Raw genomic sequence first — 25,189 nt, forward strand, 5'->3', positions numbered from 1 at the left:
ATATAGCGCATGGCTACCAGCGAGTGTCCCGATGCGGAGCTGCCCGATGCCGCTTCGCTCCTGGGAGGAGGATCAATGGAGTGGCACGACAGATATCCGGTGCCGGGGTTCCACCAGTTCACCCTGTTCCACTGCCCGATCGGGTGGTGGGACATCAAGTTCGAGGATCCGAGGTACGCGGCGATCAAGCGGGACCCACCGCGCGGCTGCAAGGTGACCGAGATCGGCCGCTACTTCGCCCTGGACTGCGAGCGGGCCGCCCCGACCCTGCTCGACGCCATCGCCACCACCTGCGCCCACATCCGCGAACGCTACGGCCTCGCGATGTACGACCTCGGTATCGAGGACGTCGACGAGTGGTCCTCGGACGGCCTGGACGGCTGGGGCGCAAAGGTTCTCGGCCAGCTCGCCCTGATGTCGGTGGAACGCACCGAACTCCTCGGCTACCACACCGAGGATCTCGTCCGCTTCATCAGAACCGTCGCCACCCGAAGAGTCGACGCCTGAGTCCACGCCGCGCGGCCGGTGGATGCGGGGTAGGGTTTGCCGAGGGGAAGGGGGAGTTCCATGCATCCTCGATCATCCGGTTACGCACCGTATCCACCGCCCGCGCAGCCGAAATCGGATGCGAGCACGGCGGGAATCCTGGCGGCCGTCTTCGGATTGCTGGTCGCACTCGCCTACGGCGGGTTGGTGCTCGGCGGGTTCGGCGCGCGCCGTGACCTCGATGCGCCGATGGAGCTCGGCGCCGTCCTGTTGTGGCTCGGTCTCGGCGTGTCCGCTGTGCTGCTGTTCATCGGCTCGATCGCGCTGCTGTGCCGCACGGTCGCCGGTCGGTTCCTGGTCATGCTCGGCGGGGGCGCGGGTGGGCTCACCACCGTCCTGTATGCCGTTGTGCAGCTGATCGATTCGCTCGACAACGAGCACATGAACGCCACCGAACGAGTCTTCGCCACCTTGCTCACTCTGCTGTTCGCGGTGTGGCCGCTGCTGCCGGCGGTCTTGGCCGCGGTGCCGTCCACTCGCCAGTGGGTCGCGGCGATGGGGCGATAAGTCGCTCACCCGGCGAGGACGAAGGCGACGAGGAAGCCGGCGGCGGTGGCGAGGCCGACCCACCAGCCGCCTTCGCGGTAGGCCTCGGGCATGAGGGAGTCGGCCAGGACGGCGATGGTGGCGCCGCCGGCGAAGGCTTGGACGGCGCTGATGTGGGTGGGGGAGAGGTTGTCGGACAGGGTGTATCCGATGACGGTGACCGCGACCAGGGCCGATCCGGTGACGGCCCACAGCCAGAACGAGCGCGCGACGGAGAAGTTGTGTTTGTCGCGCATCAGGGTGGCACCGCTGATGGCTTCGGGGACGTTGCCGACGGCGACGGCGACCAGCAGGACCAGTCCGCCGCCGGAGGTGAGCGAGACGCCGAGCGCGGTGTTCTCGGGGACGCCGTCGAGAATGGTGCCGAGCATCAGGGCCCAGCCGATGGCGGCGGCGCCCAGCCTGGCCTCGATGAAATGGTTGGCCACGACATAGATTCCGGCCCCCGCGAACAGTGCCGCGGCCGCGATCCACACGCCGGCCTCGTGGAACGCGGGCTCGAACAGTTCCGAGGACGCCGCCGCGATCATGGTCCCGGAGCCGAACGCCATCAGCGAGGCGAGCACCTGTTTCGGCAGCGTCCAGCGCAAGCCGATGGCCGCCCCGAGCACCAGCGGCACCGCCGTCCCGAGTCCGTAGAGCAGCGCTTTCACCATGGGCAACACCCTAGGGGCACCGTCGGAGGCGAACCGTGAGCGCGAGAAGACCGGCCCGTCGCCATCAAAGGCAGTGCTCTCGGAACTGCCGGATTCAGATGCCCTCGACCGCGAGGACCGCGAACGGGGTGGTCGGGGTGCCGGGTGCCATGGGGCCGCCCTTGTCGAATTGCGAGGCCACGACCAGGGCTTTGCCGTCGACGAAGACCATCGTGGTGGGGATGGACAGGGCGGGGTCGGTGACGGTGGCCTGCCGGGTGGCGGTGGTGTAGTCCTCGGACAGGGTCCAGCGGCTCAGGGTGTTGTCGCGGTTGTGGACGACGCGCAGCAGGCCGCCGGTCAGGTCGAGGCCGTCGCCGTTGGTCAGGTCACCGCCGTGCAGGGTCACCTTGTGGATGGCTGGGGATGAATTCGGTGCGGTGGCAATGCGATACAGCTCGCCGGTGGGCATGTCGACGACCAGCAGGTATTTTCCGGTGGGGTCGGCGGCGATGCCGTTCAGGCCGAATTCGCCGGCCGCGCGCGGCGCGATGGCCCCGTGCAGATCGAAAGCCGTTGTCAGCTCGGCTGTTCCGCCCCCGGCGAGCTGATCCGGTGTGACCCGGTAGACCACCGCGCGCAGCGAATCGGTCAGGTAGGCCGTCCCGTCGGGTGTGATGGCCAGGTCGTTGACCATACGCGGATCGGGCCCGGGCGCGGTGAAGGTGGCGATCAGCGCGCGGGTTCCGGTGTCGTACACCGCGACTCCCCTGGTGGAGTCGATCACCCAGAGTCGCCCGGCCGGGTCGACGCGCAGCCCGTTGGTGGTCCGCCGCCCGTCGGCGCCTTCGGGCAGAAAGACCTCGGCGCGCGCCGCCCCGGGTTCGGCCCGGTAGACGGCCCCGGTGCTGTACGAGCCGACGTAGGTCGTGCCGGTGCGCGAGTCGAGGGCGATGCCCTCGGGGTAGACGCGCTCACCGGGCAGTTCGTAAGCCGTGCTGATCCGGGGCGCGGGGGCGGCGCTCGGCGGGTTCGAGTCGGCGCCGCAGGCAGTCAGCAGCGCGGCGGCGGCGAACACGGTGGTCGCGGCGAAGGAACGCGGAAGAGTCATGTCGAGCCTCAATCGAACGTAGTCACATCAAAGAACGAAGACGAAGTTAGATTAGAACTCTAATGATCGTCAAGAGTCTAATGATGGGACGGACGGATACGATGCGTGCATGACGTCGATGCCCGCCGCCGAGCGACTCGGTTCATTCCTGAAGCGCGCGGAGCAGGCCATGGCCGCGGCGAAGGCGGCGGCTCTGAAGCCGGCCGGTGTGACGGTGCCGCAGTACTCGGCGCTGCTGCACCTCGATGAGCACCCGGGCATCTCGGCGGCGGCCTTGGCGCGGCTGTGCGGCGTCACGCCACCCACGATGAACACGGTGCTGAGCAACCTGCAGGACCGCGGGCTGGTCGAGCGCACCCCGCACGCCTGGCACAAGAACGTGCTGGAAACCCGCCTCACCGAGCGGGGTGCGGCGGTCATGCGGGACGCCGACCGGCGCGCCATCCACGTGGAGCGCACGGTGGCGGCGGAGTTCACGGCGCCGGAAATGGAAGCGCTGCGCGAGTTGCTGACCCGATGCGCGGACCGCTTCGACGCGATCCGCCCGGCGGAAGGCTAGACCGGGTCGGTGACCCGGAGCCGTTCCGCGAGTTCGTTGAAGATGTAGAAGTTCGGAATGGTGGCCACGGCGGCCAGCGAGACCCAGCGCCGGTCCACCTTGATCCGGACCAGCCCGCTGCGGGCATCGATCAGCTGGATCTCTTCCCACGGGTAGCTCTCGCCGCGGAAAGTGAGCGTCTCGAGGTTCAGCGCGATGTCGCCGAAGTGCATGGTCTCGCCGTTGTCGATGGCGGTGACCGCGTTCGGCAACTGGGTGGCGGTGATCGCGGACTGGATCGCCTTGCCCCACTCGCGCCCGTTGCTGAACAGGGTGTCGTCGAAGGTCGCGTGCGCGCCGGGGCCGGTCATCTCGAAGGCATACTCGGGGACCGCCGAGGTCTGGAACGGGATCACCCGCTGCTTGACCTGCGCGGTTTCCCACCGGAAGCCGGCGATGCGCTCACCGGCGCGGTAGACGGTCATGCCGAAGTCGAACAGGTCCAGCCGGGCGGAGCGGTGCTGCCGGTTGCTGCGGGCCCGCCAGGCCGCGGGGATGGCGGGGATCAGGGCCAGCAGCCCGGCGGCCGCACCGCCGGCGGGCGCGCCGACCGCCACGCAGATGACGCCGAGCACCACGCAGCAGCCGACCACGATGCCGCAGCCGCGGACGAAGGTGTCGCCGGCGGGGGTGGGCAGGTAGGTCTGGCGGTGGGCGCCGAGTTTCTGGTACTCGGACATCAGGTGGATCAGCTGTGAGAGCGGTACCGTACGTCCGTCGTCGGTCTCGCCCGTCTCCTGCTCCAGGGTGTTCGGAGTGGCCATAGTCCCTCCACGAGGCGGTTTTCCGCGCGAAGCGTATGTCACGCGGGCCCGACCCGCCACCGCGACCCCGGGCGACGCGCCGTAGTTGGCGGCGAAAGTCAGGGCGTGGGCAATCTTCCGATTATCGGGATTTCTCCCTCCGCCTGGAATTCATCGGTCAAAGTCGCTGTGGCGCACAATGTTCAGGAGGCCGGTAACGAGCTACCGGGATTCGAATTCACCGTCCGCGGAGTGGTGTTGTACTCGCGAGTAATGGAAGTGGCTCGCGCGCATCGGGATTCCCTCGGCCGGTGCCGCTGCTCCCGGCGCGCGTTCGCGCCGGCGGTGCGCGCGCGCCTCGGGAGGCGGTGGCCGCGTGGCGATCCGGGCCCGGCATGAACCCGGCAAACTTCGCGGAGCGAGGGGACCGGTCCGTCCACAAAAAGTTCTACGTTTTCCCTTCAAAATCGCACACAGTACCGGCCGTCCTCGGTATCGTCCGTTTCGGCAAACAGCCAGTGACAGCGGAGTGGCGGCCGTTAGATCGGAGTCGTTGTATGGCAGGTGTTTTCCCGCCAACTTCCGGCTAACGCGCGGTCAGCTGGAGGTCGAAGCGAAGGCCCCGATCCATGACGAGGGGATCGGGGCCTTCGGTATTGTCTGCCCCAATGTCACAGGATGCGAATACGGGACGAATGTATGCCGGGCAACCCGTAGAGGACCGGCAACGTCAGCGGCGTGCGCGTTTTCTGGAGTCGGGCCTCACGGTCTTCGCACGCGACGGCTACGCCAATAGTTCGGTGGGCGCCATCTGTAAGGACGCCGGGCTCTCCTCGCGCCAGTTCTACGAGGAGTTCACCGGCCGCGAATCGCTCCTACTCGAGCTGTACGAACAGATCGACCGGGAATCGCGCGACGCGGTCACCGCCGCACTGGACAAGAAGGCCGATTCGAGCGCCCTGGAGATCATCGACGCGGCGGTGCGCGCCTACGTCGAGTCCATCGGCGCCGATCCGCGCAAGGCCCGGGTCGCGCTGGTCGAGGTGGTCGGGGCCGGACCGAAGGTGGAGAAGTTCCGGTTGGAGCTGCGCCGGGTCTGGGGCTCGCTGCTCGCCAGCGCCGCCGAGGACGCCGCCATGCACGGCGAGATACCCACGGGCGACTACGAAATGCGCGTGCTGGCCATCATCGGCGCGGTGAACTACGTGGTCGATTCGTGGAGCGGCGCCGACCCGCGACCGCCGCTCGACGATGTCATCCGGGTGCTCAGCCGCGTGATCATGGGCGCGGTCGGCGCGTAGGCCCGCCCGCCTGGGTAGCCTTGGGCCGCATGGAGACCGTTCCCATCCAGGTTCCGGACGGCAGCACGATCCCGGTGCGCCTGTTCCCGGCCGAGGGTGCGCACAAGCATCCGGTGACGCCGGACGCGCCGCGCCCCGTGGTGGTGCTGATGCCCGGATTGGGCGTGCCCGGCGGGTATTACGAGTACTTCGCGGCGCAGTTGGCCAAGCGCGGTTTCGACGCCGCGATCGGCGAACTGCGCGGCAACGGCGACAGCCGGCCGCGCCCGAGCGCGCGCAGCGCCTACGGCTACCACGAACTGGTCTCGGTCGATTTCCCGGCCATCTTCCAGGTGGTGCGCAACCGGTTCCCGGCCAGCACGCCCTACCTGCTCGGGCACAGCATGGGCGGCCAGTTCGCGGTGATGTACGCCGCGCGCGTGCGCGGGCGGCTCGGCGGCCTGATCCTCGTCGCCTCTGGAACCCCGTACCACCGCGGCTATCCGGGCGTGCACGGGCCCGGCATCCTGTTCGGCACCACCGCCGCCGCCCTGACCGCGAACCTCACCGGTTTCTGGCCCGGCGACCGAATCACGGTGGGCGGCTTCGGCCGTCAGTCCAAGGTGCTGATCGCGGACTGGGCGCGGCTGGCCCGCACCGGCCGCTTCCGCCCGGTCGGCGCCGACATCGACTACGAGGAGCGCATCGGCAGGCTGAAGCTCCCGGTCCTGTCGATCACCGCCGAAGGCGACGACTTCACCCCGCCGGGCGCGGCCGAGCACCTGCTGTCCAAGCTGCCGGACGCCGAGGTGAGCACCTGGCATCAGCCGGAGCGGCTCGGGCACAACGGCTGGATCACCGATCCCGCGAGCACCCTCGACCGGATCGAGAAGTGGCTGCGGGATCGGTAGCCGTCAGCGAGTCTTCTTGCCCTCGAACAACATCTGGGTGAAGAACTCGTAGATCAGCGCGGCCTGGAACGCCGACTGCTTGTTGTCGGCCGCGCCGCCGTGCCCGCCCTCGATGTTCTCGTGGTACCAGAAGGTGTGGCCCTGCTCCTCCAGCAGCGCGGCCATCTTGCGGGCGTGGCCGGGGTGCACGCGGTCGTCGCGGGTGGAGGTGGTGAGCAGGATCGGCGGGTATTGCGCCGTGGCGCTGACGTTCTGGTACGGGGAGTACTTGCCGATGTACTCCCACTCCTCCGGCTTGTCCGGGTCGCCGTACTCGGCGATCCAGGAGGCGCCCGCGAGCAGCAGGTGGTAGCGCCGCATGTCCAGCAGCGGCACCTGGCAGACGATGGCGCCGAACAGTTCCGGGTACCGGGTCAGCATCACGCCCATGAGCAGGCCGCCGTTGCTGCCGCCCACCGCGCCCAGCTGTTCCGGGGTGGTGATGCCGCGCGCCACCAGGTCCCGCGCGATCGCGGCGAAATCCTGGAAAGCCTTGTACCGGTTGGCCTTCTGCACCTGGGTGTGCCATTCGGGCCCGTACTCGCCGCCGCCGCGGATATTCGTCATCACCCAGGTACCGCCGCGTTCCAGCCAGCCCATCCCGGAGACGCCGCTGTAGGCGGGCGTGCGCGAGACCTCGAAGCCGCCGTAGCCCGACATCACGGTCGGATTCGGGGTGCCCTTGCGATCACGGTGCCGCAGCACGAAGTAGGGCACCATGGTGCCGTCGTCGGAGCGTGCGAAGAACTGCTCGGTCTCGATGCCCTCGGCGTCGAAATACTCCGTCTCCTGGCGCAGCTGGGTGGTCTCGCCGCCCACCGAGCTGGCCAGCAGCGTGGTCGGTGTAGTGAAACCGCTTGTCACCAGCATGAATTCGTCGCCGCCCTCGAGCGGGTCCAGATTCGTGACCCCGGTGCTGGCCATCGGCGGGGTGTCGGTCAGCGGGCGGCGGCTCCAGCCCTCGGCGCCCGGGGTGAGGACGTAGAGCTTGGTCTGCACGTCCTCCAGGGTGCTCAGGATCAGGTGGTTCTCGGTCCAGCCGTAGCCGTGCAGCGCGGTGTGCGCGTCCGGGGTGAACAGCACCTCGAATTCCCGTGCGCCGGAGAGGAACTTCTCGAAATCGATGGCCAGCAGCGCACCCGCCGGGTACGTCTGCCCGCCCACCTGCCAGGGCGACTTCAGCAGAACGGTCAGCCAATCCTTGTACCAGGACTCGCTGGCGTCGGAGGGCACCTCCAGCGGGCGCAGCGTGCCGTCCGGCTCCAGCAGGGCGACCTCCTCGTTGAAGAAGTCCGAGGCCCGGGCGACGAAATGGCGCTCGTAGCCGGGCGTGCGGTCGTATCCGGCGCCCACCGAGACGTCACCCGGCTCGCCCTCGAAAACCGTTTCGGCCTCGGCCAATTCGGTGCCGCGCCGCCAGCGCTTGGCGATCCGGGGGTAGCCCGACTCGGTGAGCGAGCCGGGACCGAAATCGGTGCCCACGTAGACCGAGTCCAGGTCGATCCAGCCGATCCGCGACTTGGCCTCGGGCAGGTAGTACCCGCCGTCCGCGGGATCGATGAATTCGCGGGTGCCGAGATCGAATTCGCGGACCACCTTGGCATCGGCCCCGCCGCGGGACAGGCTGATCAGCGCGCGATCCTGGGCGGGGCGCAGGACGTTGGCCCCGGCCCAGACCCAGTTCTCGTCCTCGGCGGCGGCCAGCGCGTCGACGTCGATGAGCACGTCCCACGCCGGGGATTCCTTGGCGTACTCCGCGAAGGTGGTGCGCCGCCACAGGCCCTTGGGATGCTCGGCGTCGCGCCAGAAGTTGTACAGCCACTTCCCGCGGCGGCCCGGATAGGCCACCTTGGTGTCGTCGTCGAGCATGTCCAGGATGCGGCGCTCGAGCTCGCTGAATCGGTCGGCGGCGGCGAACCGCCGCACGACCACGTCGTTATGGGCACGGGCCCAGTCCAGCGCCCGTTCGTCGGTCACCTCTTCTAGCCAGAGGTAAGGATCGCTCATAGCTCACATTGTCGCTTGGATGTCGCGTCATGGCCGCCCGGGTCACCAATAGTGAGCGACATCCAGCACGACCCGGGATCCGCTGCCGGGGCCGTCGAGGGTGAACACCCGGAACGGGAGCCGGGCGCGCACGCCCAGGCCGACGGTGGTCTGGCCCTCGAACGAACCGGCCCACGCGACCTGGCGGAAGGTGCTGTACCCGGTGACGCCGGTCAGTTCCGCGCGGTCGGCGGGGTGGTAGGTGCTGTTGCCCGCGCTGTCGTAGGCGGGGGCGTAGACCGCGACGCTCAGGAACGCGCCGCCGCGCAGCGGGACCGGGGCGCCGGAGCCGTCCATCGTCACCCGGTCGACGTAGCCGACGTGGTAGCCCGAGACCGGGCCCGACAGGTCGAAGACGAGACGGTCGAAGCATTCGTGGCGGCCGGACCGGATGTCGGTCAGCGCGGCGGTGGTGCCGACCGGATTCGATTCGGGCAGCGAGCCCCACACCAGCCCGCAGTAGGAGGGCGTCGATCCAGCGGGCGCCGCGGTGACCACCAGGGTCAGCATCGTGGCGAGCGCGGACAGCGCGACGAGAACGGAGAATATGCGACGCATGCCGCACCAGCCTTCATCAGATTTCGCAGGTGATCAGATACCCGAATAATCGGGCTAATCGGACGCGTCGTTAGGCACGGTAGGGTCGCGGGTTCGTCTCGAAACGAGCCAGGAACTCCCGCGCCGGGAGATTTCGTTGAAACCTGTAGTTCGCGAGGAAACAGGAGTCCGAGTGCCGCCCTTCGTCTGGGAGCAACATTGCTGTCTGCCGCTGCTGCCGTCGGCCCGGGTGGCCGAGCTGGCGCGCTTCCCGGTGGGGTCGTACCTGTCGGTGAATATCGGCTACGCGCCGCACAGCACGGCCGACGCGGTGGCGATGGCCGAGCTGTTGCGCAAGGACGCGCTCGACGACGGCCGGTTCCGGCTGGTGCAGCGGCATCGCGACATCGCGGGCTGCGCCGGTGAATCGCGCGCGCTGGCCTTCGATCTCGAGGATTCCGGGCCGCTGGGCGGCCGCCTCGACAACATCGCGATGTTCTACGAGCTGGGCGTGCGCTCGCTGGCCACCACCTACAACCACGCCAACGCCGCGGGCTGCGGCTGCCTGGACACCGAGGACACCGGGCTCACCGGCTACGGGCGCGATATCGTGCGCACCCTGAACACGGTCGGGATGTTCGTCGACGGTTCGCACTGCTCGCGCCGCAGCGGCCTGGAGATGGCCGAGCTCACGGACGCGCCGATGATCTACAGTCACTCCAATTTCGCCGCGCTGTGGGCGCATCCGCGCAATATCACCGACGATCAGGCGCGGGCCTGCGCGGCGACCGGTGGCGTGGTCGGCATCAACGGTGTCGGAATCTTTCTGGGGCACAACGCCGAATCCGAACGGGCCGAACGGGTGGCGGCGATGGCGCGGCATATCGAATACGGCGCGGAACTCCTGGGAATCGAGCACATCGGAATCGGGTCGGATTATTCGTTCGACAACGCCGAATTCAACGAGGAAATCCTGGCGCACCCGGAGAACTTTTCCGCGGACTATACGAAATACGGCCCGCTGCAATGGACTCCGCCGGAGGACCTGCTCGGTTACGCCGAAGTCCCCGGCCTGGACGAGGTACTCGCCGACCGGGGTTTCTCCGAGTCCGACCGCGCCGCCGTCTTCGGCGGCAACTTCGCCCGCGTCGCGGCCGAAGTCTGGGCCGACTAGCCGAGCCGCACCAGCATCTTGCCGGTGTTCGCGCCGGACAGCACGCCCAGCAACGCGGCCGGGGCCTGCTCCAGGCCCTCGTACACCGTCTCGCGGGTGCGCAGCGTGCCGTCGGCCAGCCAGCCCGCGGCCTTGGCGATGTACTCGCCGAAGATCGGGAAGTAGCTGTTCACCAGCATGCCGCGCAGGCTCGCCTCCTTCGTGGCCGCCTTGTACAGGTCGGGGCCCGCCTCCGCCCCGCCGTTGTAGCCGCTGATCGCGCCGACCAGCGCCACCCGGCCGCGCGGCCGCAGCGCCTCGACCGCGACGCGCAGGTGTTCGCCGCCGACGCTGTCCAGGTAGACGTCGATGCCCTCCGGCGCGGCGGCCGCGAGCTGACCGGCCAGATCGCCCGCGCGGTAGTCGACGGCGGCGTCGAAGCCGAATTCCGCCAGCAGCAGGGCGTTCTTCACCGGTCCGCCGGCGGAACCGATGACCCGCTTCGCGCCCAGCGCCTTCGCGATCTGCCCGGCCACACTGCCGACCGCGCCTGCCGCGGCGGAGATGAACACGGTGTCGCCCGGGCGCACCGGCGCGACGTCGGTCAGGGCCGCGTAGGCGGTCAACCCGGTGGTGCCCAGGGCGCTCAGGTAGTCCTGGGGCGCGGCGAGTTCCGGGTCCACCGGGGTGGCGGTCGCGGCCTCGAGCACCGCGTACTCCCGCCAGCCGGCGAAGTGCGAAACCGTTGCGCCGACCGCGATCTCGGCGGACCGCGAGGCGATCACCACACCGATCGCCGAGCCTTCCAGTGCGGCGCCGAGCTGGAACGGCGGAATGTAGGACGGGCGGTCGTCCATCCGGCCGCGCATGTAGGGATCGACCGACATCCAGGTGTTGCGCACCAGGATCTGGCCTGCGGTCAGTTCCGGCAGCGCGCGCTCCACCAGGGCGAAGTGCTCGGCGGTCGGCACGCCGGTCGGGCGCGCGGCCAGCTGGATCTCCCGCGAGGTGGTGGGGAGGAGGGTGGCGGTCTGGGTGGCCTGGTTCTGCATGGCACTGCCTCTTCTTCGTGGTCCGGGCCGGAGCGTTCGATCCGGCACGAATGACGTTATGAGGCAGCGGCGTCCGTTCCGAGGTCCGCGCGCGACACGGACCGGTCCGGACGCGCCAGGTTATCCGGAGCCCGCGCGCAGCTCCGACATGGACGCGCCCGACCAGCGGCGGAACGCTTTGCGCAGGGCGCGATCATCGGTGAAGCCGAGGCGGTCGGCGATCGTCGCGGTGGTCAGATCGCCCGTGGCCAGCAGGGCTTTCGCCTGTTCGTACCGGACCGAGTCGTATTCGTGCCGCCAGGTGGTGTCGTGCTCGGCCAGGTGCCGCTGCACGCTGCGCGGACTCATCGCCAGCCGGCGCGCGACGCCCGCCAGGGTCGGGTCGCCCGCCTCGATCGCCGCGGCCAGGGCGATGCGGAAGGCCTCCAGCGGGCTGGGCAGCGGGCGGGCCGAGGCCAGCACCAGATCCGCGTGGCTGCGCAGCAGGCCGGCCAGCATCGGGTCGGCGCGGGGCAGCGGAGCGGCGGCGTCGGCGGCCGCGAAGGTGATGCTGTCCGCGGGCGCGTCGAATTCCAGTGCGGCGGTGCCGAACGCGTCGATCAGCGTGCGGTGCTCGCGCGGCGCGGGCTGACCGAAGGTGACGCGGACCGGGACCAGGGCGCGGCCCGTGGCCTCGCGGGCCCGCCGCAGGTAATAGGCGAGCACGTATTCGTTGACCACGGACACCACGGCAGGGTCGCCCGCCGAGGTGCGGTAGCCGATGGTCAGCTCGCCGTCGTGGTGCAGGTCGAATCCCTCGGCGGCGGCGGTCACCAGGCGGTGGTAGGGCTGGGCGGCGCGCAATGCGTCGGCCAGCGTCGGCCCGTTGGTGATGAGGTAATCCCAGGTGGTCAGCGTCCCCAGCGGGGCGGCCGCCGCCACCGCGAGCCCCGCACCCGGGCCCGGCCGGGCGGTCGCGATGGCTTCCCACAGCTGGATCAGCGAGGTCAGCGGGATTCGGGTCAGTTCACCGGCGAGCGTCGCGTCGTCGGTGCCGCGCACGGCGGCGATCCGTTCCGGTGCGACGCCCGCGGCGCGGGCGGCGTCGCGCACCAACCGGATCAACTGCGTGGAAGCGGTGGTATCGGTCGGATCCAGTGCCAGCTTTCTGCCGCCGTCCGGCCGATCCGATCCCACCCCGTCAGCCTATTCACGGTTATTTGCGGGGGACGGGTGGGCCAACCTCCGGCGGCGGAGTTAGGCTCGGGGGCGTGACTTCCCACTACGATGTCGTCGTTCTCGGCGCTGGTCCCGGCGGATATGTCGCCGCGATCCGTGCCGCTCAACTCGGCCTGCGAACAGCGATTGTCGAGCAGAAATACTGGGGTGGCGTGTGCCTGAACGTGGGCTGCATCCCGTCCAAGGCACTGCTGCGTAACGCCGAGCTGGCCCATATCTTCACCAAGGAGGCCAATACCTTCGGCATCAGCGGGGAGGCCTCGTTCGATTTCGGCGTGGCCTTCGATCGCAGCCGCAAGGTCGCGGACGGCCGCGTCAAGGGCGTCCACTTCCTGATGAAGAAGAACAAGATCGACGAGTACGACGGCAAGGGCAGTTTCGTCGACGCCAACACCCTCTCGGTCGAGCTGACCAAGGGCGGCAGCGAGACCATCACGTTCGACAACGCGATCATCGCCGCGGGCACCGTCACCAAGCTGCTGCCGGGCACCCAGCTCAGCGACAACGTCGTCACCTACGAGGAGCAGATCCTGACCCGGGATCTGCCGGGGTCGATCCTCATCGTCGGCGCCGGCGCGATCGGCATGGAGTTCGGCTACGTCCTGAAGAACTACGGCGTCGACGTGCGCATCGTGGAGTTCCTGGATCGCGCGCTGCCGAACGAGGACGCCGATGTCTCCAAGGAGATCACCAAGGCGTACAAGAAGCTGGGCATCACGATCAGCACCGGTGCGGCCGTGCAGTCGATCGAGGACGACGGCGCCAAGGTCACCGTCCAGATCAAGGACAACAAGAGCGGCAACGTCGAGACCGTCACCGTGGACAAGGTGCTGCAGGCCGTCGGCTTCGCGCCCCGGGTCGAGGGCTACGGCCTGGAGAACACCGGCGTCCAGCTGACCGATCGCGGCGCCATCGCCATCGACGAGTACATGCGCACCAACGTGCCGCACATCTACGCCATCGGCGATGTCACCGCGAAGCTGCAGCTCGCGCACGTCGCGGAGGCGCAGGGCGTGGTGGCCGCCGAGACCATCGGCGGCGCCGAGACGGTCCCGCTGGGCGATTACCGGATGATGCCGCGCGCCACCTTCTGCCAGCCGCAGGTCGCCAGCTTCGGCCTGACCGAGCAGCAGGCCCGCGACGAGGGCTACGACGTGAAGGTCGCCACCTTCCCGTTCACCGCCAACGGCAAGGCGCACGGCCTGGGTGACCCGACCGGCTTCGTGAAGCTGATCTCCGACACCAAGTACGGCGAACTGCTCGGCGGCCACCTCATCGGCCCCGACGTCTCCGAGCTGCTGCCCGAGCTGACCCTGGCCCAGAAGTGGGATCTCACGGTCAACGAGCTCGCCCGCAACGTCCACACCCACCCGACGTTGAGCGAGGCGCTGCAGGAAGCGATCCACGGCCTCGCGGGCCACATGATCAACTTCTGATCCTCCGATCCGCGCGAATGGCCCGATGCCGGCGAAACCCGCCGCCATCGGGCCATTTTCGTCGCCGAGTACAGCGGCTGGCTGTTCCACTCGGAACCAGGGCCCTACCTCGTCACCGCCCACTTCTGTCCGGCGCCTCCGAAGCGGGTCTCAGCGAGATCGCGGCTTCTTCCGCGCTGGAGAGTCGCGAGGGGTCCGGTTGCCGGAGTCGAGTTCGATTGTCGCGAACGGAGATCGGATGACGATCCGGCCGTCCGGCCCCTTCTTGCGTAGTGCCACCACGGTCAGCAGCACGGTGGTGGCACAAATGACCGCGACGATCAGCAGCGGCATCCAGGACGTGTTCAGGCCGGCGATCTCGGTGAGTCCAACGGTCATGTCAGTGCTCCGTCATGCGTGAGGTCCGAAACGTAGTGTTCTGCGAGCTTGATCATCAATTCCGATGTTCGCTCGGAGGATTCGGCCCGTATCGCGAGAAAGCGCGCCGATTCCAGGTAGGTGTGGACGTCCACCGGATTCGTCAGCAAAGTGGTCGCACCCATCTGCTGGGTCGACACCAGCTGGCCCAGTTCTGGATCCGGGAACCGCAAGTAGGTGAAGCCGCTCTCTGCGAGGGCCGGACCACCTGCGGTATCGGCCAGGATCTGCACGGTGACGTGCGGAAGGTCGCATAGCTTCGCGATCGTTTCGAGCTGCCCGCGCCACACCGAGTGTCCTCCGAGCGGGCGCCGTAACGCCGACTCCTCGATGACGAATCGGACTTTCGGAGAATCCCGGCGGTGCAGCATCTCCTGACGCCGCAACCGCAGCTGCACTTTCCGTTCGACCTGATGGCGGGACTCGCCCGTCCTGGTCGCCAGGCTCAGGACGGTGCGCGCGTAGTCCTCGCTTTGTAGTAGGTCGGGAACGAAGCGTGGTTCGTATACTCCGATCAAGGCCGCCGCCGGCTCCAAATCGAGGAGAGCGTCGAAGCCCTTCGGGATCCAATGGCAGTCGCCGTGCCACCAAGACGGTTCGTTCGAGAGCCGAGCCAGGTCCAGCACCCGGTTGCGCTGCGCGGGCGTTGCCGCATAGAGCCGCAGGAGATCCTCCACGTCGCGTAGATGCAGACCGACGCTGCCGGACTCGACCCGACTGAGCTTGGACTGGGACATGTTTGCCTGCTGGGCGACTTCTTTGCGGTCCATCGGGCACAACTCCCGCAACCGCTGGAGTCGAGCTCCCGCGATCATCCGAATAGCGAGCGGACCTGCGAGAGTGCTCGGCCTACCCGAAATATCGAACTCGATACTCCGCCTCGGCTTGGTATCTGCAACTGGCACGCGACGAGCATGGCACGGGATGGCCCGCAGCAGAACAGTCCGCACTGAACGTGCATTTGCACTTACATATGCAAGAACATTTTGCCGAAACGCGATGCCGTGAAGGCGAAATAGACTATGCGGTCGCATTAAAACTTCGGTGTGAACGTTCTGGTATACACGCCAGGGTGCGTCGGAAGTTGCTGGTCGGTGGGTCGTTGAGTCTTGTCGTGTTGGTCGGGGTGGTGGTCGGCGGGTATTTCCTGATGAACGCGCGCGGGTACCAGGTGGCCGGGCGGTTGGTGGATCGGGTGGACACGGCCGCGAAGGTGGTGGCGGTGACGCTCGACGACGGGCCGGGCGAGCGCACGCCCGAGGTGCTGAAGGTGCTGGCGGAGAGCGGGATTCGGGCCACGTTCTATCTGAACGGCCGGGATCTGGCGGCCCGGCCCGAGGCCGGGCGGGCGATCGCGGCGGCGGGGCACGAGCTCGGCAACCACACGTATTCGCATCGGCGGATGGTGCTGGTGTCGGCGGGCACGATCCGGGACGAGGTGGAGCGCACCGACGCCGAGATCGCGAAAACCGGCTACCAGGGGCCGATCACGTTCCGGCCGCCGTACGGCAAGAAGCTGATCGGGCTGCCCCGGTATCTGTCCGCGCACGATCGCACCACCGTGATGTGGGACGTGGAGCCGGATTCCGGCAAGGTCGCGAGCACCGACGCCATCGTGGCCGAGACCCTCGCGCAGGTGCGTCCCGGATCGATCGTGCTGCTGCACGTGATGGGCGAGCGCGGCGGTGATTCGCTGGCCGCGATTCCGCGCTTCGTCGCCGAATTGCGGTCGCAGGGCTACGAATTCGCGACCGTGTCGGAGCTGCTCGGGCGCTAGAGCATGCCGTAGGCGGAGCCGGGCGTGAAGCGCGCCAGCACGCGCCGGTCCTCGACCATGGCCCGGCGGTATTCGCTCCAATCCGGGTGCTCGCCGGTGGCCTGGCGGTAGTAGTCGACCAGTTCCTCGACTGTCGCGTCGTCGGGCGACTCGGCGATCGGGGTCAGCTCGACGGTGCCCTCCAGCACGGCGTAGGCGAAGAAGTCGTCGCGCGTGACGTGCAGCGCGGCCCACGGATCCCGTCGCAGATTGTGGTATTTGGCGCGATCGGCGGTGATCGAGATCCGGATGACGCCGTCGTCGCCGACCAGGTGCAGCACATTGGACAGCTGTGGCCGGCCGTTGCGGCGGAGGGTGGTGAGGACGGAGCGGCGTGCGGTGCGCGCGAAATCGATGGCGTCGGAGAGATCCATGCCACAGTCAACCAGCGCGGCGGCGCAAACGTTCCCGTTTCACTCGCGGTGGTAGTCGGCCTGGGCCTGCTGGATCCGGGGCAGGTTGAGTTCGAGCACCTTGATCAGTGCTTCCAGGTGGTCGGCCACCTCGGCGCCGAGGTCGGTGAGGGTGTATTCGACGCGCGGCGGAATGGTCTCGTGCACCTCGCGGTGCACCAGGCCGTCGCGTTCCAAACCCTGCAGCGTCTGCGAGAGCATGCGTTCGCTCACTCCGTCGACCCGGCGGCGCAGCGCGCTGAATCGGTAGGGGCCCTCGCGCAACGCGACCAGGGCCAGCGTGCCCCACCGGCTGGCGACATTCTGCAGAACCGGCCGCGACGTGCAGTTTCGTGCGAAAACATCGGCTTCCAGCGTGGGGTCGTCGACGTGTGTCGACGGAAGTCGCCGGGTGCTCATGAATGCGATGGTACCGAACTTGACGAGAGTGCTGCCGGAATGGATAGTGCTTACTATTAGTTAGTGCTTGCAGAACAGTCACCAACCTGGAGGTAGTCATGACCGTCGCAGTCACCGGAGCCAGCGGGCAGCTGGGCCGTCTCACCGCCGAAGCGCTGCTGCGCACCGGCGCCACGCCGGTCGTCGCGATCGCGCGCGACGCGGGGAAGCTGGCCGACCTCGCCGCGCGCGGGGCGCAGGTGCGCGAGGCGTCCTACGACGATCCGGCCGCCCTGGATCGCGCGCTCGCCGGTGTCGACCGGGTCCTGCTCGTCTCGGGCAACGAATTCGGCAAGCGCGTCGCGCAGCACACGAACGTCATCCGCGCCGCGGAACGCGCCGGCGTGGAACTGCTCGCCTACACCAGCATTCCGCAGGCCACGCGAAATCCGCTGATCCTCGCGCAGGAGCACGCCGGCACCGAGGCCGTCCTGGCGGAATCGACTGTCCCGCATGTCCTGCTGCGCAACGGCTGGTACTGGGAGAACTACCTCGGCGGCCTCGGGCACGCCGTCGAAACGGGCGTCCTGAACGGCGCCGCGGGCGAGGGCCGGGTGGCCGCGGCGGCCCGCGCCGACTACGCGGAGGCCGCCGCGGTCGTGCTCGGCACGGACGGGCACGCGGGCCGGGTCTACGAGCTCGGCGGTGACGAGCGCCTCACCTATGCCGAACTCGCCCAGGTGATCTCGACGGCCGCGGGCAAGCCGGTGCGCTACGAGAATCTCCCGGAATCCGACTACGCCGCCGCGCTCGAGGCCGCGGGCCTGCCCGGCCCCTACGCCGCGGCGCTGGCCGACGCCGACGCGGGCATCGCCGCGGGCATCCTCGACGTCGACTCCGGCGACCTGCGAAAACTGCTCGGCCGCGCGTCCACCCCGGCGCTCGAAGTCATCCGCGCGGCGCTGGCCTGACCGCGTGCCGGGGCGACGCGCCGAAAACGCGCGCCCCGGCGGTGGTTTCGGTCAGACCCACTGCACCAGCTGCACGATGATGCCGTTCGGGTCGCTCATCTGGAAGTAGCGCTCGCCCCAGGGCTCGGTCTCGATCTCGGTGACGATCGGCACGCCCGCGGCCCGCAGCCGCTCGTACTCGGCATCGATGTTGTCCACCGTGAACGCGAGCAGCAGGCCCTCGCCCGCCGCGCCCGCCTTGTCCGTGGGCTTGAACGATTTCAGGCCGACGGCCAGGTAGACGACGCTCACCCCGGCCTCCGGGTGCCCGAGGGAGACGAAGCCGTCGGCCGACATGAGTTCGGCGAACCCGAGCGTGTCGATCAGGAACTGCGCGGAGGCGGTCGGGTCGGCGACGTTGAGCGAGATGGTGGACGCGGTGATGGTCATGCGGCTCCTCTGGCTGGGCGAACGGAAACTCTGTACTTTGTAGAAGAATACCGGCCTGGCTGCACTATGACTCATGTCACATCGATACGATCGGGACTCCAGCGAAGGAGGCGATGTGGCGAGTAAGGAACGCAGCAGTGCGGGTGATCCGGTGCGCACACTCGAATTGCTCTGGCGGGTACCGAGTAAGCCCGGCAGAGGGCCGAAGCAGCGCAGCAGCGTGGACGCCGTGGTCCGGGCGGCCATCGAGATCGCCGACGCCGCCGGGCTGGAAGCGCTGACCATGCGCGCGGTCGCCGCGAAGCTGGGCCTGACGCCGATGGCGACCTACACCTACGTGCCCGGCAAGGCCGAACTGGTCGACCTGATGCTGGACCACGTGTACCAGTCCATGCCGCGTGCGGACCTGACCGACATGGACTGGCGGGAACGGGTCACCACGATCGCGGAGGAGAATCGGGTGCTGCTGGCGCGGCATCCGTGGGTGGCCTATCTGCCCACCACCCGGCCGCCGCTCGGCCCGGGCCGGACCGCGAAATACGATCACGAACTGCGGGCATTCGAGCGCATCGGCCTCGACGACGTGGAAATGGACGCGGCGCTGACCCACCTGCTCGGGTTCGTCAACTCGGTCGCGTGCATCGCCGTCGACACCCAGCGCGCGGCCGCGGACAGCCAGATGACCGACCGCCAGTGGTGGGAGCGGGCCGCGCCGCTACTCGAGGAAGTACTCGACAGCGAGCGGTACCCGCTCGCGGCGCGGGTCGGCGCGGCCGCCGGTCAGGCCTACGACGCGGCCTACAGCGCCGATCACGCCTGGCAGTTCGGCCTCGGGCTGGTGCTGGACGGGCTGGAGTCGCTACTGATCCAGCGCTGAGGCGCCGAACCCGTCGCGCTGGATCCGCAGCGTGGTGATGGAGGAGGCCAGACCCTCGTATTGGTTGGTGAGCAGGACGATTTCGATGAGGCGGCGCTCGTCGTAGTGCGCGGCGAGCGCCGCCCAGGCCTGGTCGTCGAGATCGCGGGTCGCCACGATCTGATCGACGGCGGTGAGCAGGGCGCGGTGCTTGTCCGACCAGCCCGCGGCGGCGGGCCCGCCGCGCAGCCGCTCCAGGATCTCCGGGGTGACGCCGGCCTTGCGGCCCAGCCGGATGTGGTGATCCATCTCGTAGTCGCACCCGCGCAGGTGGGCCACCCGCAGGATGACCAACTCGGCCTCGTGCCGGGGCAATCGCCCGCCGGGCATGAGCTTGCCGGAGTAGTGCAGCCAGCCGCGGAACAGCCCGCCGGTGCGCCCGAGCGTGCTGAACAGCTGCGCGTCGCGGGTGCCGGCCACCCGGGAAAGGACCTGCCAGACAACCCAATTGATGGGCCCGAGTTCCCGGGCCCGCCCGGGTGCGATCCGTGCTTCGGTCATCGCGGTGCGCCTCTCGTGGGGTGTTCTGCCCGTCCGGGCCGGCGCTGGCGAGCGTACCCGCCGAAGCGGGTGCGATCGAGTGCGCGGACGCCGACCAGGGGTTCGGCGAAGTCCCCTGATCCCCAGTTAGTTCTGAGCTTTCGGTGGTAACCGCTCGCGGCGGCGGGCATCATCGGAATCGGCGCACTGGACGAGGCAGGGTAGCCCGTGCGCTTCGGTACTCGGTAGGGGATGGCAGATGCTGGTGAAGGTCAGGGCGGGAGCGCAGCTCTCGGCGGCGGAACAGGAATTCGTCGAATGCCTGCGGTCCTACCCGAGCACCGGCCTCGCCGCCGTCGACGTGCACGTCGGCGTGCACGGCACCCGCCAGATCGATGCGGTGGTGCTGACTCCGCGCGGCCTCACCGTCGCCGAGATCCGTGGCTTCGGCAAGCGGCAGAGCGGCATTCTCAATCTGAATACCGAGCCGTGGCGGATCAGCGAGGCGCCCGCCGAGCTGGACGACGCCGAGACCAGTCCCACCGACCGCCTCGAGCAGTGCGTCTACGCGGTACGCACCAAACTCGAACGCGCCCTGCAGGACCCCGGGGACGTCTGCGGTGTCGTAGTGCTGGTGCCCAAGCGCGGCGTGATGGTCCGGCCCGCGCGCACCGCCATCCGGCCCGGCATCGACGTGCTGGTCGCCAATGTCGACGACGCCACGGAATTGCGCATCTACCTGGAAGGTTTCGCGGCGGGCACGCGCAGCTGGCCCGCCGACCGGGTGATCCAGGCGGCGCAGGTGCTGGGGGTGCAGCCGCCGCCCTCGCGGGCCGAACTGCTGGCCGACGGGTTCGACGAGGTGCGGCCCACGCCGCTGGGCGAGGTCACCCCGTCGCCGAAACCGCCGCGGCCGCCCCGCCCGCAGCGCCCGGCGCACGCGCCCGGCCCGCAGACCCGGCGGCAGCAGGCGGGCGCGTGGGGTGCGGTGGTCGTCGCCGTGGTCGGGATGCTGGTCGTGTTCTGGGTGATCGCCAAGGTCTTCGTCGACGGCTCCGGCGACAGCGGCCCGGAACCGGTCGGGACCAGCACGGTGACGCCCGCGCCGCCGCCACCCACCTCGCGCAACTGCTTCCCGTTCCAGCCCAGCTGCTAGCTCAATCGCGCATCGCGCGACCGAGTTTGGTGAGTTCCAGCGCCTGCCGGGCGCGCGCGAGGGCGTGCGTGCGGGCCGAGTCCAGGTGCGCGAGCAGGGCCCGCAGCGCGTGGTCGGGGTCGCCGTCGAGGACCCGCTCGGCGATCCCGATGTGTTCGGCCGTCATCGCCGCGATCCGCTCCGGGGTGGGCAGGTCGAGCGTGCGGACCGGCCGGACCCGGGTGTAGACCGCCGCCAGCGCCTCGGTCAGCGCCTGATTGCCGGCCGCCGCGAGCAGCGCCGTGTGGAACTGCTCGTCGGCCGCGACCAGCGCCGGGCCGGGCGCGGGCGGGTCGTCGCGCAGCCGCCGCCATACCGCCAGCTCCGCGCCGACCAGATCCCGGTCGTGCCCGGTCGCGCCGAGGCGCTCGATACCGCGCGCCTCCAGCAGGATCCGGAGTTCGAAGAGCTGGTCGAGTTCGCGCAGCCGGGGCCGGTACGGGTACAGCCCGTCGGCCAGGCGCTGCACCAGGCCGTCGGCCTGTAACCGGGCCAGCGCCTCCCGCACCGGGGTGCGGGAGACGCCGTAGTTCTCGGCCAGCCGTTCCTCGCGCAACCGCTCGGTGGGCACGATGACGCCGGCGGCGAGATCCCGGCGCAGGGCCTCGTAGACCCGTTCGCCGAGCCGCCGGCCCGCCCCGCCGGCGGCGGTCGTCCCCCTGGACGCCACAGGCGACTCAGATCGCCATCGCCGAGCGGACCGCCGATTCCGCGCCGGCCCCGCCGTCGCCGCTGGAACCCACCCGCCCCGAGTGCAGCACGTAATAGCGTTGCGCCGCTTGCAAAGCGAAGCCGATGTGCTGCTCCACCAGCAGCACGCTCAGGCCGCCGCGGCCGGTCAGCTCGAGGATGGTGCGCTCGATCTCGGCGACCACCGAGGGCTGGATGCCCTCGGTCGGTTCGTCCAGGATGAGCAGCTTCGGCTCGGTGATCAGGGCCCGGGCGATGGCCAGCTGCTGGCGCTGGCCGCCGGAGAGCAGACCGGCCTTGCGCCCCAGCAGTTCCCGCAGCGCCGGGAACAGATCCAGGGCTTCGTCGATCAGCGCCTTGCCGCGTTTGCGGCCGTCGGCGACCACCTGCAGATTCTCCGCTGTGGAGAGCTGGGGAAAACTCTGCTGCCCCTGCGGCACGTAGGCGATGCCGCGCTTGACCCGGCGCGAGGGGGACAGCTTGGTGATGGTCTCCCCGTCGAAGCGGATCGTCCCGGATTTGGTCCCGATCAGGCCGACGGCGGTGCGCAGCAGCGTGGTCTTGCCCGCGCCGTTGTGGCCCATGACGGCGACGACGCTGTCGTCGGGCACGCTCAGCGAGACGCCGTGCACGACCTCGGTCCGGCCGTATCCGGAATGGATATCGATGAGCTCGAGCATCAGGCTTCCTCCAGAGCTTCGGCGGTCTGCGCGGTTTCGAGTTCGGTGCCGACGGCGGCCGCCGTGCCGAGGTAGACCTCCTGCACCTTCGGGTCGGCCTGGACCTGCTCCACGCTGCCCTCGCTGAGCACCGTGCCCCCGGCCAGCACGGTGACCGAGGTCGCGAACGCGCGCATGAAATCCATGTCGTGTTCGACCACCACGATGACGCGATCGGAGCCGATGCGGCGCAACAGGTTTCCGGTCTCCTCGCGCTCCTCGGCGCTCATGCCCGCCACGGGTTCGTCGAGCAGCAGCACCGAGGCGTTCTGCACCAGCAGCATGCCGATCTCGAGCCACTGCTTCTGCCCGTGCGCGAGCACCCCGGCGGGCTGGTCGCGCAGCGCGCCCAGGCCCGTGATCTCCAGGGCCTCTTCGATACTCGGCAGCACCGACTTGCGCCGGCGCAGCAGCGTGAGCGCCGAGCGCCCGGCCCCGGCCGCGATGTCCAGGTTCTGCAGCACGCTCAGCTGCTCGAACACGCTGGCGGTCTGGAAGGTCCGGCCGACGCCCAGGCGCGCGATCTGGTGCACCTTCTTGCCCAGCAGTTCCGCGCCGGACTTCTGCGCGGAGCCGGTGGCCGGGACCAGGCCGGTGATCGCGTCGATCAGGGTGGTCTTGCCCGCGCCGTTGGGCCCGATGAGGAACCGCAGGTCGCCCTGCAGCACCGTCAGATCCACGTCGGTGACGGCCTTGAAGCCGTCGAAACTCACCGAGAGCCCGCGGATCTCGAGGTATTCGTTGTCCATTCTCATCGCGTCACCTTCTCCGGCTCGACGGTCTCGGCCTCGGGGGTCTCGCGCACCAGCACCGCCGGGCGCGTGCGCCGGAATCGGCTGTCCAGGAAGCCCTTCAGCATCGGCCACACGCCGGCCAGGCCGGCCGGGATGAAGCCGACCACGACGATGAACAGCACGCCCTGCAGGTAGGTCCAGCCCGAGGGGAACTGTTCGGAGAGCGCGGTCTGCGCCCAGGCCACCCCGATCGCCCCGAGCACCGGGCCGAGCAGCGTGGTGCGCCCGCCGATCGCGACGCCGATCAGGAAGGCGATCGAGGGCACCACGCCGATGTCGGCGGGGGAGATGATGCCGACGATCGGGGTGAACAGCGCGCCCGCGATGCCCGCGAGGAAGGCCGCCACGACGTACGCGACGATCTTGATATTGGCCGGGTCGTAGCCCAGGAAGCGGACCCGCTCCTCCTGATCGCGCACCGCGACCAGCAGTTCGCCGTACCGGCTGTGCATCAGCTGCCGGACCAGGGCGAGCACGACCAGCAGCGTGCCCGCGGCGATGAAGAACAGCATCTGCCGGTTCACCGGGTCGGAGAGCTTGAAGCCGAAGAAGGCCCGGAAATCCGACAGGCCGGTGAACCCGCCGATGGCCTGCTGGCCGGTGAGCAGAATGGCCAGCGCGGCCGCCAGCGCCTGGCTCAGGATCGCGAAGTACGCGCCCTTGACCCGGCGCTTGAACACGCCGTACCCGAGCACCGCGGCGACCAGCGCGGGCAGGATCAGGATGCCGAGGATCGCCACCGGCGCGGACGCGAAAGGCTGCCAGAACGAGGGTAATTCGCGGATGCCGGAGATCTCCATGAACTCCGGCACGTCGTTGCCCAGCCGCGCGGCGTCGGTCATCTGCAGGTGCATCGCCATGATGTAGGCGCCGATGCCGAAGAACACGCCCTGCCCCAGGGTGAGCATGCCGCCGCGCCCCCAGGCCAGCCCGATGCCCGCGGCCACGATCGCGAAGCAGAGGAACTTGGCGAGCAGGTTCAGGCGGAAGTCGCTGAGCACGGCCGGGGCCACCGCGAACAGCAGGATCGCGGCGATCGCGAACCCGCCCAGCGCGGTCAGCGAGGAGTGCCGGCGCAGTTTCCCGGTGAGTGTCGTCATGCCAAACTCCTTGTCCGGACGGTGAACAGCCCCTGCGGCCGGACCTGCAGGAAGATGACGATCGCGACGAACACGATGACCTTCGCGATGGACGCGGTGGTCGAGTACTCGATGAACGAATTGAGCAGGCCGAGCGCGAACGCCGCGATGACGGTGCCCTTGATCTGCCCGAGCCCGCCGATCACCACCACCAGGAAGGCGTCGATCAGATAGCTCTGCCCGATGGTGGGGCTGGTCGAACCGATCAGCGTCAGCGCCACCCCCGCCACCCCGGCCAGCCCGGAGCCGATGAAGAAGGTGCTGATATCGGTGAAACGGGAAGAGACGCCGCTGGTTTCGGCCAGGCCGCGGTTCTGCACCACGGCCCGGATGCGGCGGCCGAGCGGCGTGGCCTTGAGCACCGCCGCCAGGGTGGTCACCGCGATCACGGCCAGCACCAGGATGAAGATCCGGGTCTTGGGCACCACCGCGCCCAGAATGTCCACGCCGCCGCTGAGCCAGGACGGCACCAGCACGTTCTTGGCCGGCGCGCCGAAGATGTCGCGGGCCAGCTGCTGGAGCACCAGTCCGACGCCGAAGGTGACCAGCAGGGTGTCCAGCGACCGGTCGTACATCCAGCGGATGAGGCCCATCTCCAGGGCCGCGCCGAGCGCGCCGCCGACCAGGAACCCGATCAGCAGGGATACCAGCAGCGAGATCCCGGCCGACGAGACGACCTTCTGCACCACGTAGGTGGTGTAACAGCCGGCCATGATGAACTCGCCGTGCGCCATGTTGATCACGCCCATCTGACCGAAGGTCAGCGACAGGCCCAGCGCCGCGAGCAGCAGAATCGATCCCAGGCTCAACCCGGTGAAGAGCTGGCCGACAACGACATCCATGAAGTTCTCCTACGGTGTCGGGCGGGGGGGGGGGGGGGGGGCCCCCCCCCCCCGGGGGGGGGGGGGAAGAACGGGCCGGTCCCCGGCGGGTGGGTATAGATCGTATAGGCGGCACACCCCCGGCCCGCGGGGTTTTAAA

29 protein-coding genes are annotated in these 25,189 nt (G+C 69.1%); 11 read left to right on the top strand and 18 right to left on the bottom strand.

Annotation, left to right across the window (positions count from 1 at the left end; all coding sequences use genetic code 11):
• The first annotated feature begins 75 nt into the window (after positions 1–75).
• The gene (locus AB0I43_RS12950) at positions 76–507 is read left to right on the top strand and encodes a hypothetical protein (RefSeq protein WP_356979998.1); all 432 of its coding nucleotides are present in this window, start codon (positions 76–78) and stop codon (positions 505–507) included.
• Between the two features lie 60 nt (positions 508–567).
• Positions 568–1,053 (top strand): hypothetical protein, encoded by a 486-nt coding sequence (locus tag AB0I43_RS12955; protein ID WP_357432002.1) that lies wholly within the window; start codon positions 568–570, stop codon positions 1,051–1,053.
• 5 nt (positions 1,054–1,058) lie between these two features.
• Here the strand turns inward: AB0I43_RS12955 and AB0I43_RS12960 are convergent, their stop codons facing one another.
• A complete protein-coding gene (locus tag AB0I43_RS12960; RefSeq protein ID WP_357432004.1) occupies positions 1,059–1,748 on the bottom strand; it encodes a ZIP family metal transporter in 690 nt (229 codons plus the stop codon).
• Between the two features lie 94 nt (positions 1,749–1,842).
• The gene (locus tag AB0I43_RS12965) at positions 1,843–2,838 is read right to left on the bottom strand and encodes a superoxide dismutase (protein ID WP_357432006.1); all 996 of its coding nucleotides are present in this window, start codon (positions 2,836–2,838) and stop codon (positions 1,843–1,845) included.
• A gap of 109 nt (positions 2,839–2,947) precedes the next feature.
• On the opposite strand from AB0I43_RS12965, the gene AB0I43_RS12970 reads away from it, so the two are divergent.
• Complete coding sequence (locus AB0I43_RS12970) at positions 2,948–3,397, top strand: MarR family transcriptional regulator (RefSeq protein ID WP_356980003.1); 450 nt, start codon at positions 2,948–2,950, stop codon at positions 3,395–3,397.
• Here the strand turns inward: AB0I43_RS12970 and AB0I43_RS12975 are convergent.
• Positions 3,394–4,200 (bottom strand): DUF6585 family protein, encoded by an 807-nt coding sequence (locus AB0I43_RS12975; protein WP_356980004.1) that lies wholly within the window; start codon positions 4,198–4,200, stop codon positions 3,394–3,396. The genes AB0I43_RS12970 and AB0I43_RS12975 overlap by 4 nt on opposite strands.
• A gap of 647 nt (positions 4,201–4,847) precedes the next feature.
• Here AB0I43_RS12975 and AB0I43_RS12980 point away from each other — a divergent pair.
• Positions 4,848–5,480: a TetR/AcrR family transcriptional regulator gene (locus AB0I43_RS12980; protein WP_356980005.1), complete on the top strand. Its 633-nt coding sequence runs from the start codon at positions 4,848–4,850 to the stop codon at positions 5,478–5,480.
• 29 nt (positions 5,481–5,509) lie between these two features.
• The gene (locus tag AB0I43_RS12985) at positions 5,510–6,370 is read left to right on the top strand and encodes an alpha/beta fold hydrolase (RefSeq protein WP_357432008.1); all 861 of its coding nucleotides are present in this window, start codon (positions 5,510–5,512) and stop codon (positions 6,368–6,370) included.
• 3 nt (positions 6,371–6,373) lie between these two features.
• On the opposite strand, the gene AB0I43_RS12990 is transcribed toward AB0I43_RS12985, so the two are convergent.
• Together AB0I43_RS12990 and AB0I43_RS12995 are read right to left on the bottom strand one after the other, a co-directional pair.
• The gene (locus AB0I43_RS12990; RefSeq protein WP_357432010.1) at positions 6,374–8,416 is read right to left on the bottom strand and encodes a prolyl oligopeptidase family serine peptidase; all 2,043 of its coding nucleotides are present in this window, start codon (positions 8,414–8,416) and stop codon (positions 6,374–6,376) included.
• A 42-nt stretch (positions 8,417–8,458) separates the two neighbouring features.
• A complete protein-coding gene (locus AB0I43_RS12995; RefSeq protein WP_357432012.1) occupies positions 8,459–9,013 on the bottom strand; it encodes a hypothetical protein in 555 nt (184 codons plus the stop codon).
• Positions 9,014–9,185: 172 nt separating this feature from the next.
• Between AB0I43_RS12995 and AB0I43_RS13000 the strand changes: the two genes are divergently transcribed.
• The gene (locus tag AB0I43_RS13000) at positions 9,186–10,166 is read left to right on the top strand and encodes a membrane dipeptidase (protein ID WP_357432015.1); all 981 of its coding nucleotides are present in this window, start codon (positions 9,186–9,188) and stop codon (positions 10,164–10,166) included.
• On the opposite strand, the gene AB0I43_RS13005 is transcribed toward AB0I43_RS13000, so the two are convergent.
• Both AB0I43_RS13005 and AB0I43_RS13010 read right to left on the bottom strand, forming a co-directional pair.
• Positions 10,163–11,197 carry an NADP-dependent oxidoreductase gene (locus tag AB0I43_RS13005; protein WP_357432017.1) on the bottom strand — a complete coding sequence of 345 codons (1,035 nt, stop codon included), beginning with the start codon at positions 11,195–11,197 and terminating at the stop codon, positions 10,163–10,165. The genes AB0I43_RS13000 and AB0I43_RS13005 overlap by 4 nt on opposite strands.
• Positions 11,198–11,317: 120 nt before the next feature.
• Positions 11,318–12,373, bottom strand: coding sequence for an AraC family transcriptional regulator ligand-binding domain-containing protein (locus AB0I43_RS13010; RefSeq protein WP_357432019.1), 1,056 nt, complete (start codon positions 12,371–12,373; stop codon positions 11,318–11,320).
• Between the two features lie 74 nt (positions 12,374–12,447).
• On the opposite strand from AB0I43_RS13010, the gene lpdA reads away from it, so the two are divergent.
• Positions 12,448–13,851 (top strand): dihydrolipoyl dehydrogenase, encoded by a 1,404-nt coding sequence (lpdA, locus tag AB0I43_RS13015; RefSeq protein ID WP_357432021.1) that lies wholly within the window; start codon positions 12,448–12,450, stop codon positions 13,849–13,851.
• Between the two features lie 150 nt (positions 13,852–14,001).
• On the opposite strand, the gene AB0I43_RS13020 is transcribed toward lpdA, so the two are convergent.
• A complete protein-coding gene (locus AB0I43_RS13020; RefSeq protein WP_356980015.1) occupies positions 14,002–14,229 on the bottom strand; it encodes a hypothetical protein in 228 nt (75 codons plus the stop codon).
• A complete protein-coding gene (locus AB0I43_RS13025; protein WP_357432023.1) occupies positions 14,226–15,302 on the bottom strand; it encodes a helix-turn-helix transcriptional regulator in 1,077 nt (358 codons plus the stop codon). Before AB0I43_RS13025 ends, AB0I43_RS13020 begins: the two co-directional genes overlap by 4 nt.
• 38 nt (positions 15,303–15,340) lie before the next feature.
• Here AB0I43_RS13025 and AB0I43_RS13030 point away from each other — a divergent pair, with 38 nt between their 5' ends.
• Complete coding sequence (locus AB0I43_RS13030; RefSeq protein WP_357432026.1) at positions 15,341–16,045, top strand: polysaccharide deacetylase family protein; 705 nt, start codon at positions 15,341–15,343, stop codon at positions 16,043–16,045.
• Here the strand turns inward: AB0I43_RS13030 and AB0I43_RS13035 are convergent.
• On the bottom strand, positions 16,042–16,458 hold the full coding sequence (locus tag AB0I43_RS13035; protein ID WP_357432028.1) for a PPOX class F420-dependent oxidoreductase: 417 nt from the start codon (positions 16,456–16,458) through the stop codon (positions 16,042–16,044). The genes AB0I43_RS13030 and AB0I43_RS13035 overlap by 4 nt on opposite strands.
• Positions 16,459–16,497: 39 nt before the next feature.
• Positions 16,498–16,896, bottom strand: a complete 399-nt coding sequence (locus tag AB0I43_RS13040) for a helix-turn-helix domain-containing protein (protein WP_357432030.1) — start codon at positions 16,894–16,896, stop codon at positions 16,498–16,500.
• Positions 16,897–16,994: 98 nt separating this feature from the next.
• On the opposite strand from AB0I43_RS13040, the gene AB0I43_RS13045 reads away from it, so the two are divergent.
• Complete coding sequence (locus AB0I43_RS13045; protein ID WP_357432032.1) at positions 16,995–17,846, top strand: SDR family oxidoreductase; 852 nt, start codon at positions 16,995–16,997, stop codon at positions 17,844–17,846.
• A gap of 51 nt (positions 17,847–17,897) precedes the next feature.
• Here AB0I43_RS13045 and AB0I43_RS13050 read toward each other — a convergent pair whose 3' ends face one another.
• A complete protein-coding gene (locus AB0I43_RS13050; protein ID WP_356980026.1) occupies positions 17,898–18,275 on the bottom strand; it encodes a VOC family protein in 378 nt (125 codons plus the stop codon).
• Between the two features lie 115 nt (positions 18,276–18,390).
• On the opposite strand from AB0I43_RS13050, the gene AB0I43_RS13055 reads away from it, so the two are divergent.
• Positions 18,391–19,152, top strand: coding sequence for a TetR/AcrR family transcriptional regulator C-terminal domain-containing protein (locus AB0I43_RS13055; protein WP_357432034.1), 762 nt, complete (start codon positions 18,391–18,393; stop codon positions 19,150–19,152).
• Here AB0I43_RS13055 and AB0I43_RS13060 read toward each other — a convergent pair.
• Entirely contained in the window at positions 19,135–19,692 is a 558-nt protein-coding gene (locus AB0I43_RS13060) for a carboxymuconolactone decarboxylase family protein (protein WP_357432036.1), read from the bottom strand. The two genes, AB0I43_RS13055 and AB0I43_RS13060, sit on opposite strands and share 18 nt — an antisense overlap.
• A 238-nt stretch (positions 19,693–19,930) precedes the next feature.
• Here AB0I43_RS13060 and AB0I43_RS13065 point away from each other — a divergent pair, with 238 nt between their 5' ends.
• Entirely contained in the window at positions 19,931–20,827 is an 897-nt protein-coding gene (locus tag AB0I43_RS13065; RefSeq protein WP_357432038.1) for a nuclease-related domain-containing protein, read from the top strand.
• A gap of 1 nt (position 20,828) precedes the next feature.
• On the opposite strand, the gene AB0I43_RS13070 is transcribed toward AB0I43_RS13065, so the two are convergent.
• From AB0I43_RS13070 to urtB, 5 genes are read right to left on the bottom strand one after another with little or no spacing between them, the layout of a single operon-like run.
• The gene (locus AB0I43_RS13070) at positions 20,829–21,536 is read right to left on the bottom strand and encodes a GntR family transcriptional regulator (protein ID WP_357432040.1); all 708 of its coding nucleotides are present in this window, start codon (positions 21,534–21,536) and stop codon (positions 20,829–20,831) included.
• A 7-nt stretch (positions 21,537–21,543) separates the two neighbouring features.
• Positions 21,544–22,236 carry an urea ABC transporter ATP-binding subunit UrtE gene (gene urtE / locus AB0I43_RS13075; protein ID WP_356980036.1) on the bottom strand — a complete coding sequence of 231 codons (693 nt, stop codon included), beginning with the start codon at positions 22,234–22,236 and terminating at the stop codon, positions 21,544–21,546.
• Positions 22,236–23,030: an urea ABC transporter ATP-binding protein UrtD gene (gene urtD, locus AB0I43_RS13080; RefSeq protein WP_356980038.1), complete on the bottom strand. Its 795-nt coding sequence runs from the start codon at positions 23,028–23,030 to the stop codon at positions 22,236–22,238. Before urtD ends, urtE begins: the two co-directional genes overlap by 1 nt.
• The gene (gene urtC / locus AB0I43_RS13085; protein WP_357432042.1) at positions 23,027–24,169 is read right to left on the bottom strand and encodes an urea ABC transporter permease subunit UrtC; all 1,143 of its coding nucleotides are present in this window, start codon (positions 24,167–24,169) and stop codon (positions 23,027–23,029) included. The genes urtD and urtC overlap by 4 nt, the downstream gene beginning before the upstream one ends.
• Positions 24,166–25,050, bottom strand: coding sequence for an urea ABC transporter permease subunit UrtB (gene urtB, locus AB0I43_RS13090; RefSeq protein WP_357432044.1), 885 nt, complete (start codon positions 25,048–25,050; stop codon positions 24,166–24,168). The genes urtC and urtB overlap by 4 nt, the downstream gene beginning before the upstream one ends.
• Between the last annotated feature and the right edge of the window lie 139 nt (positions 25,051–25,189).

Origin of the sequence: Nocardia sp. NPDC050435 (assembly GCF_040655395.1) — a bacterium.
Taxonomy (GTDB): Bacteria; Actinomycetota; Actinomycetes; order Mycobacteriales; family Mycobacteriaceae; genus Nocardia.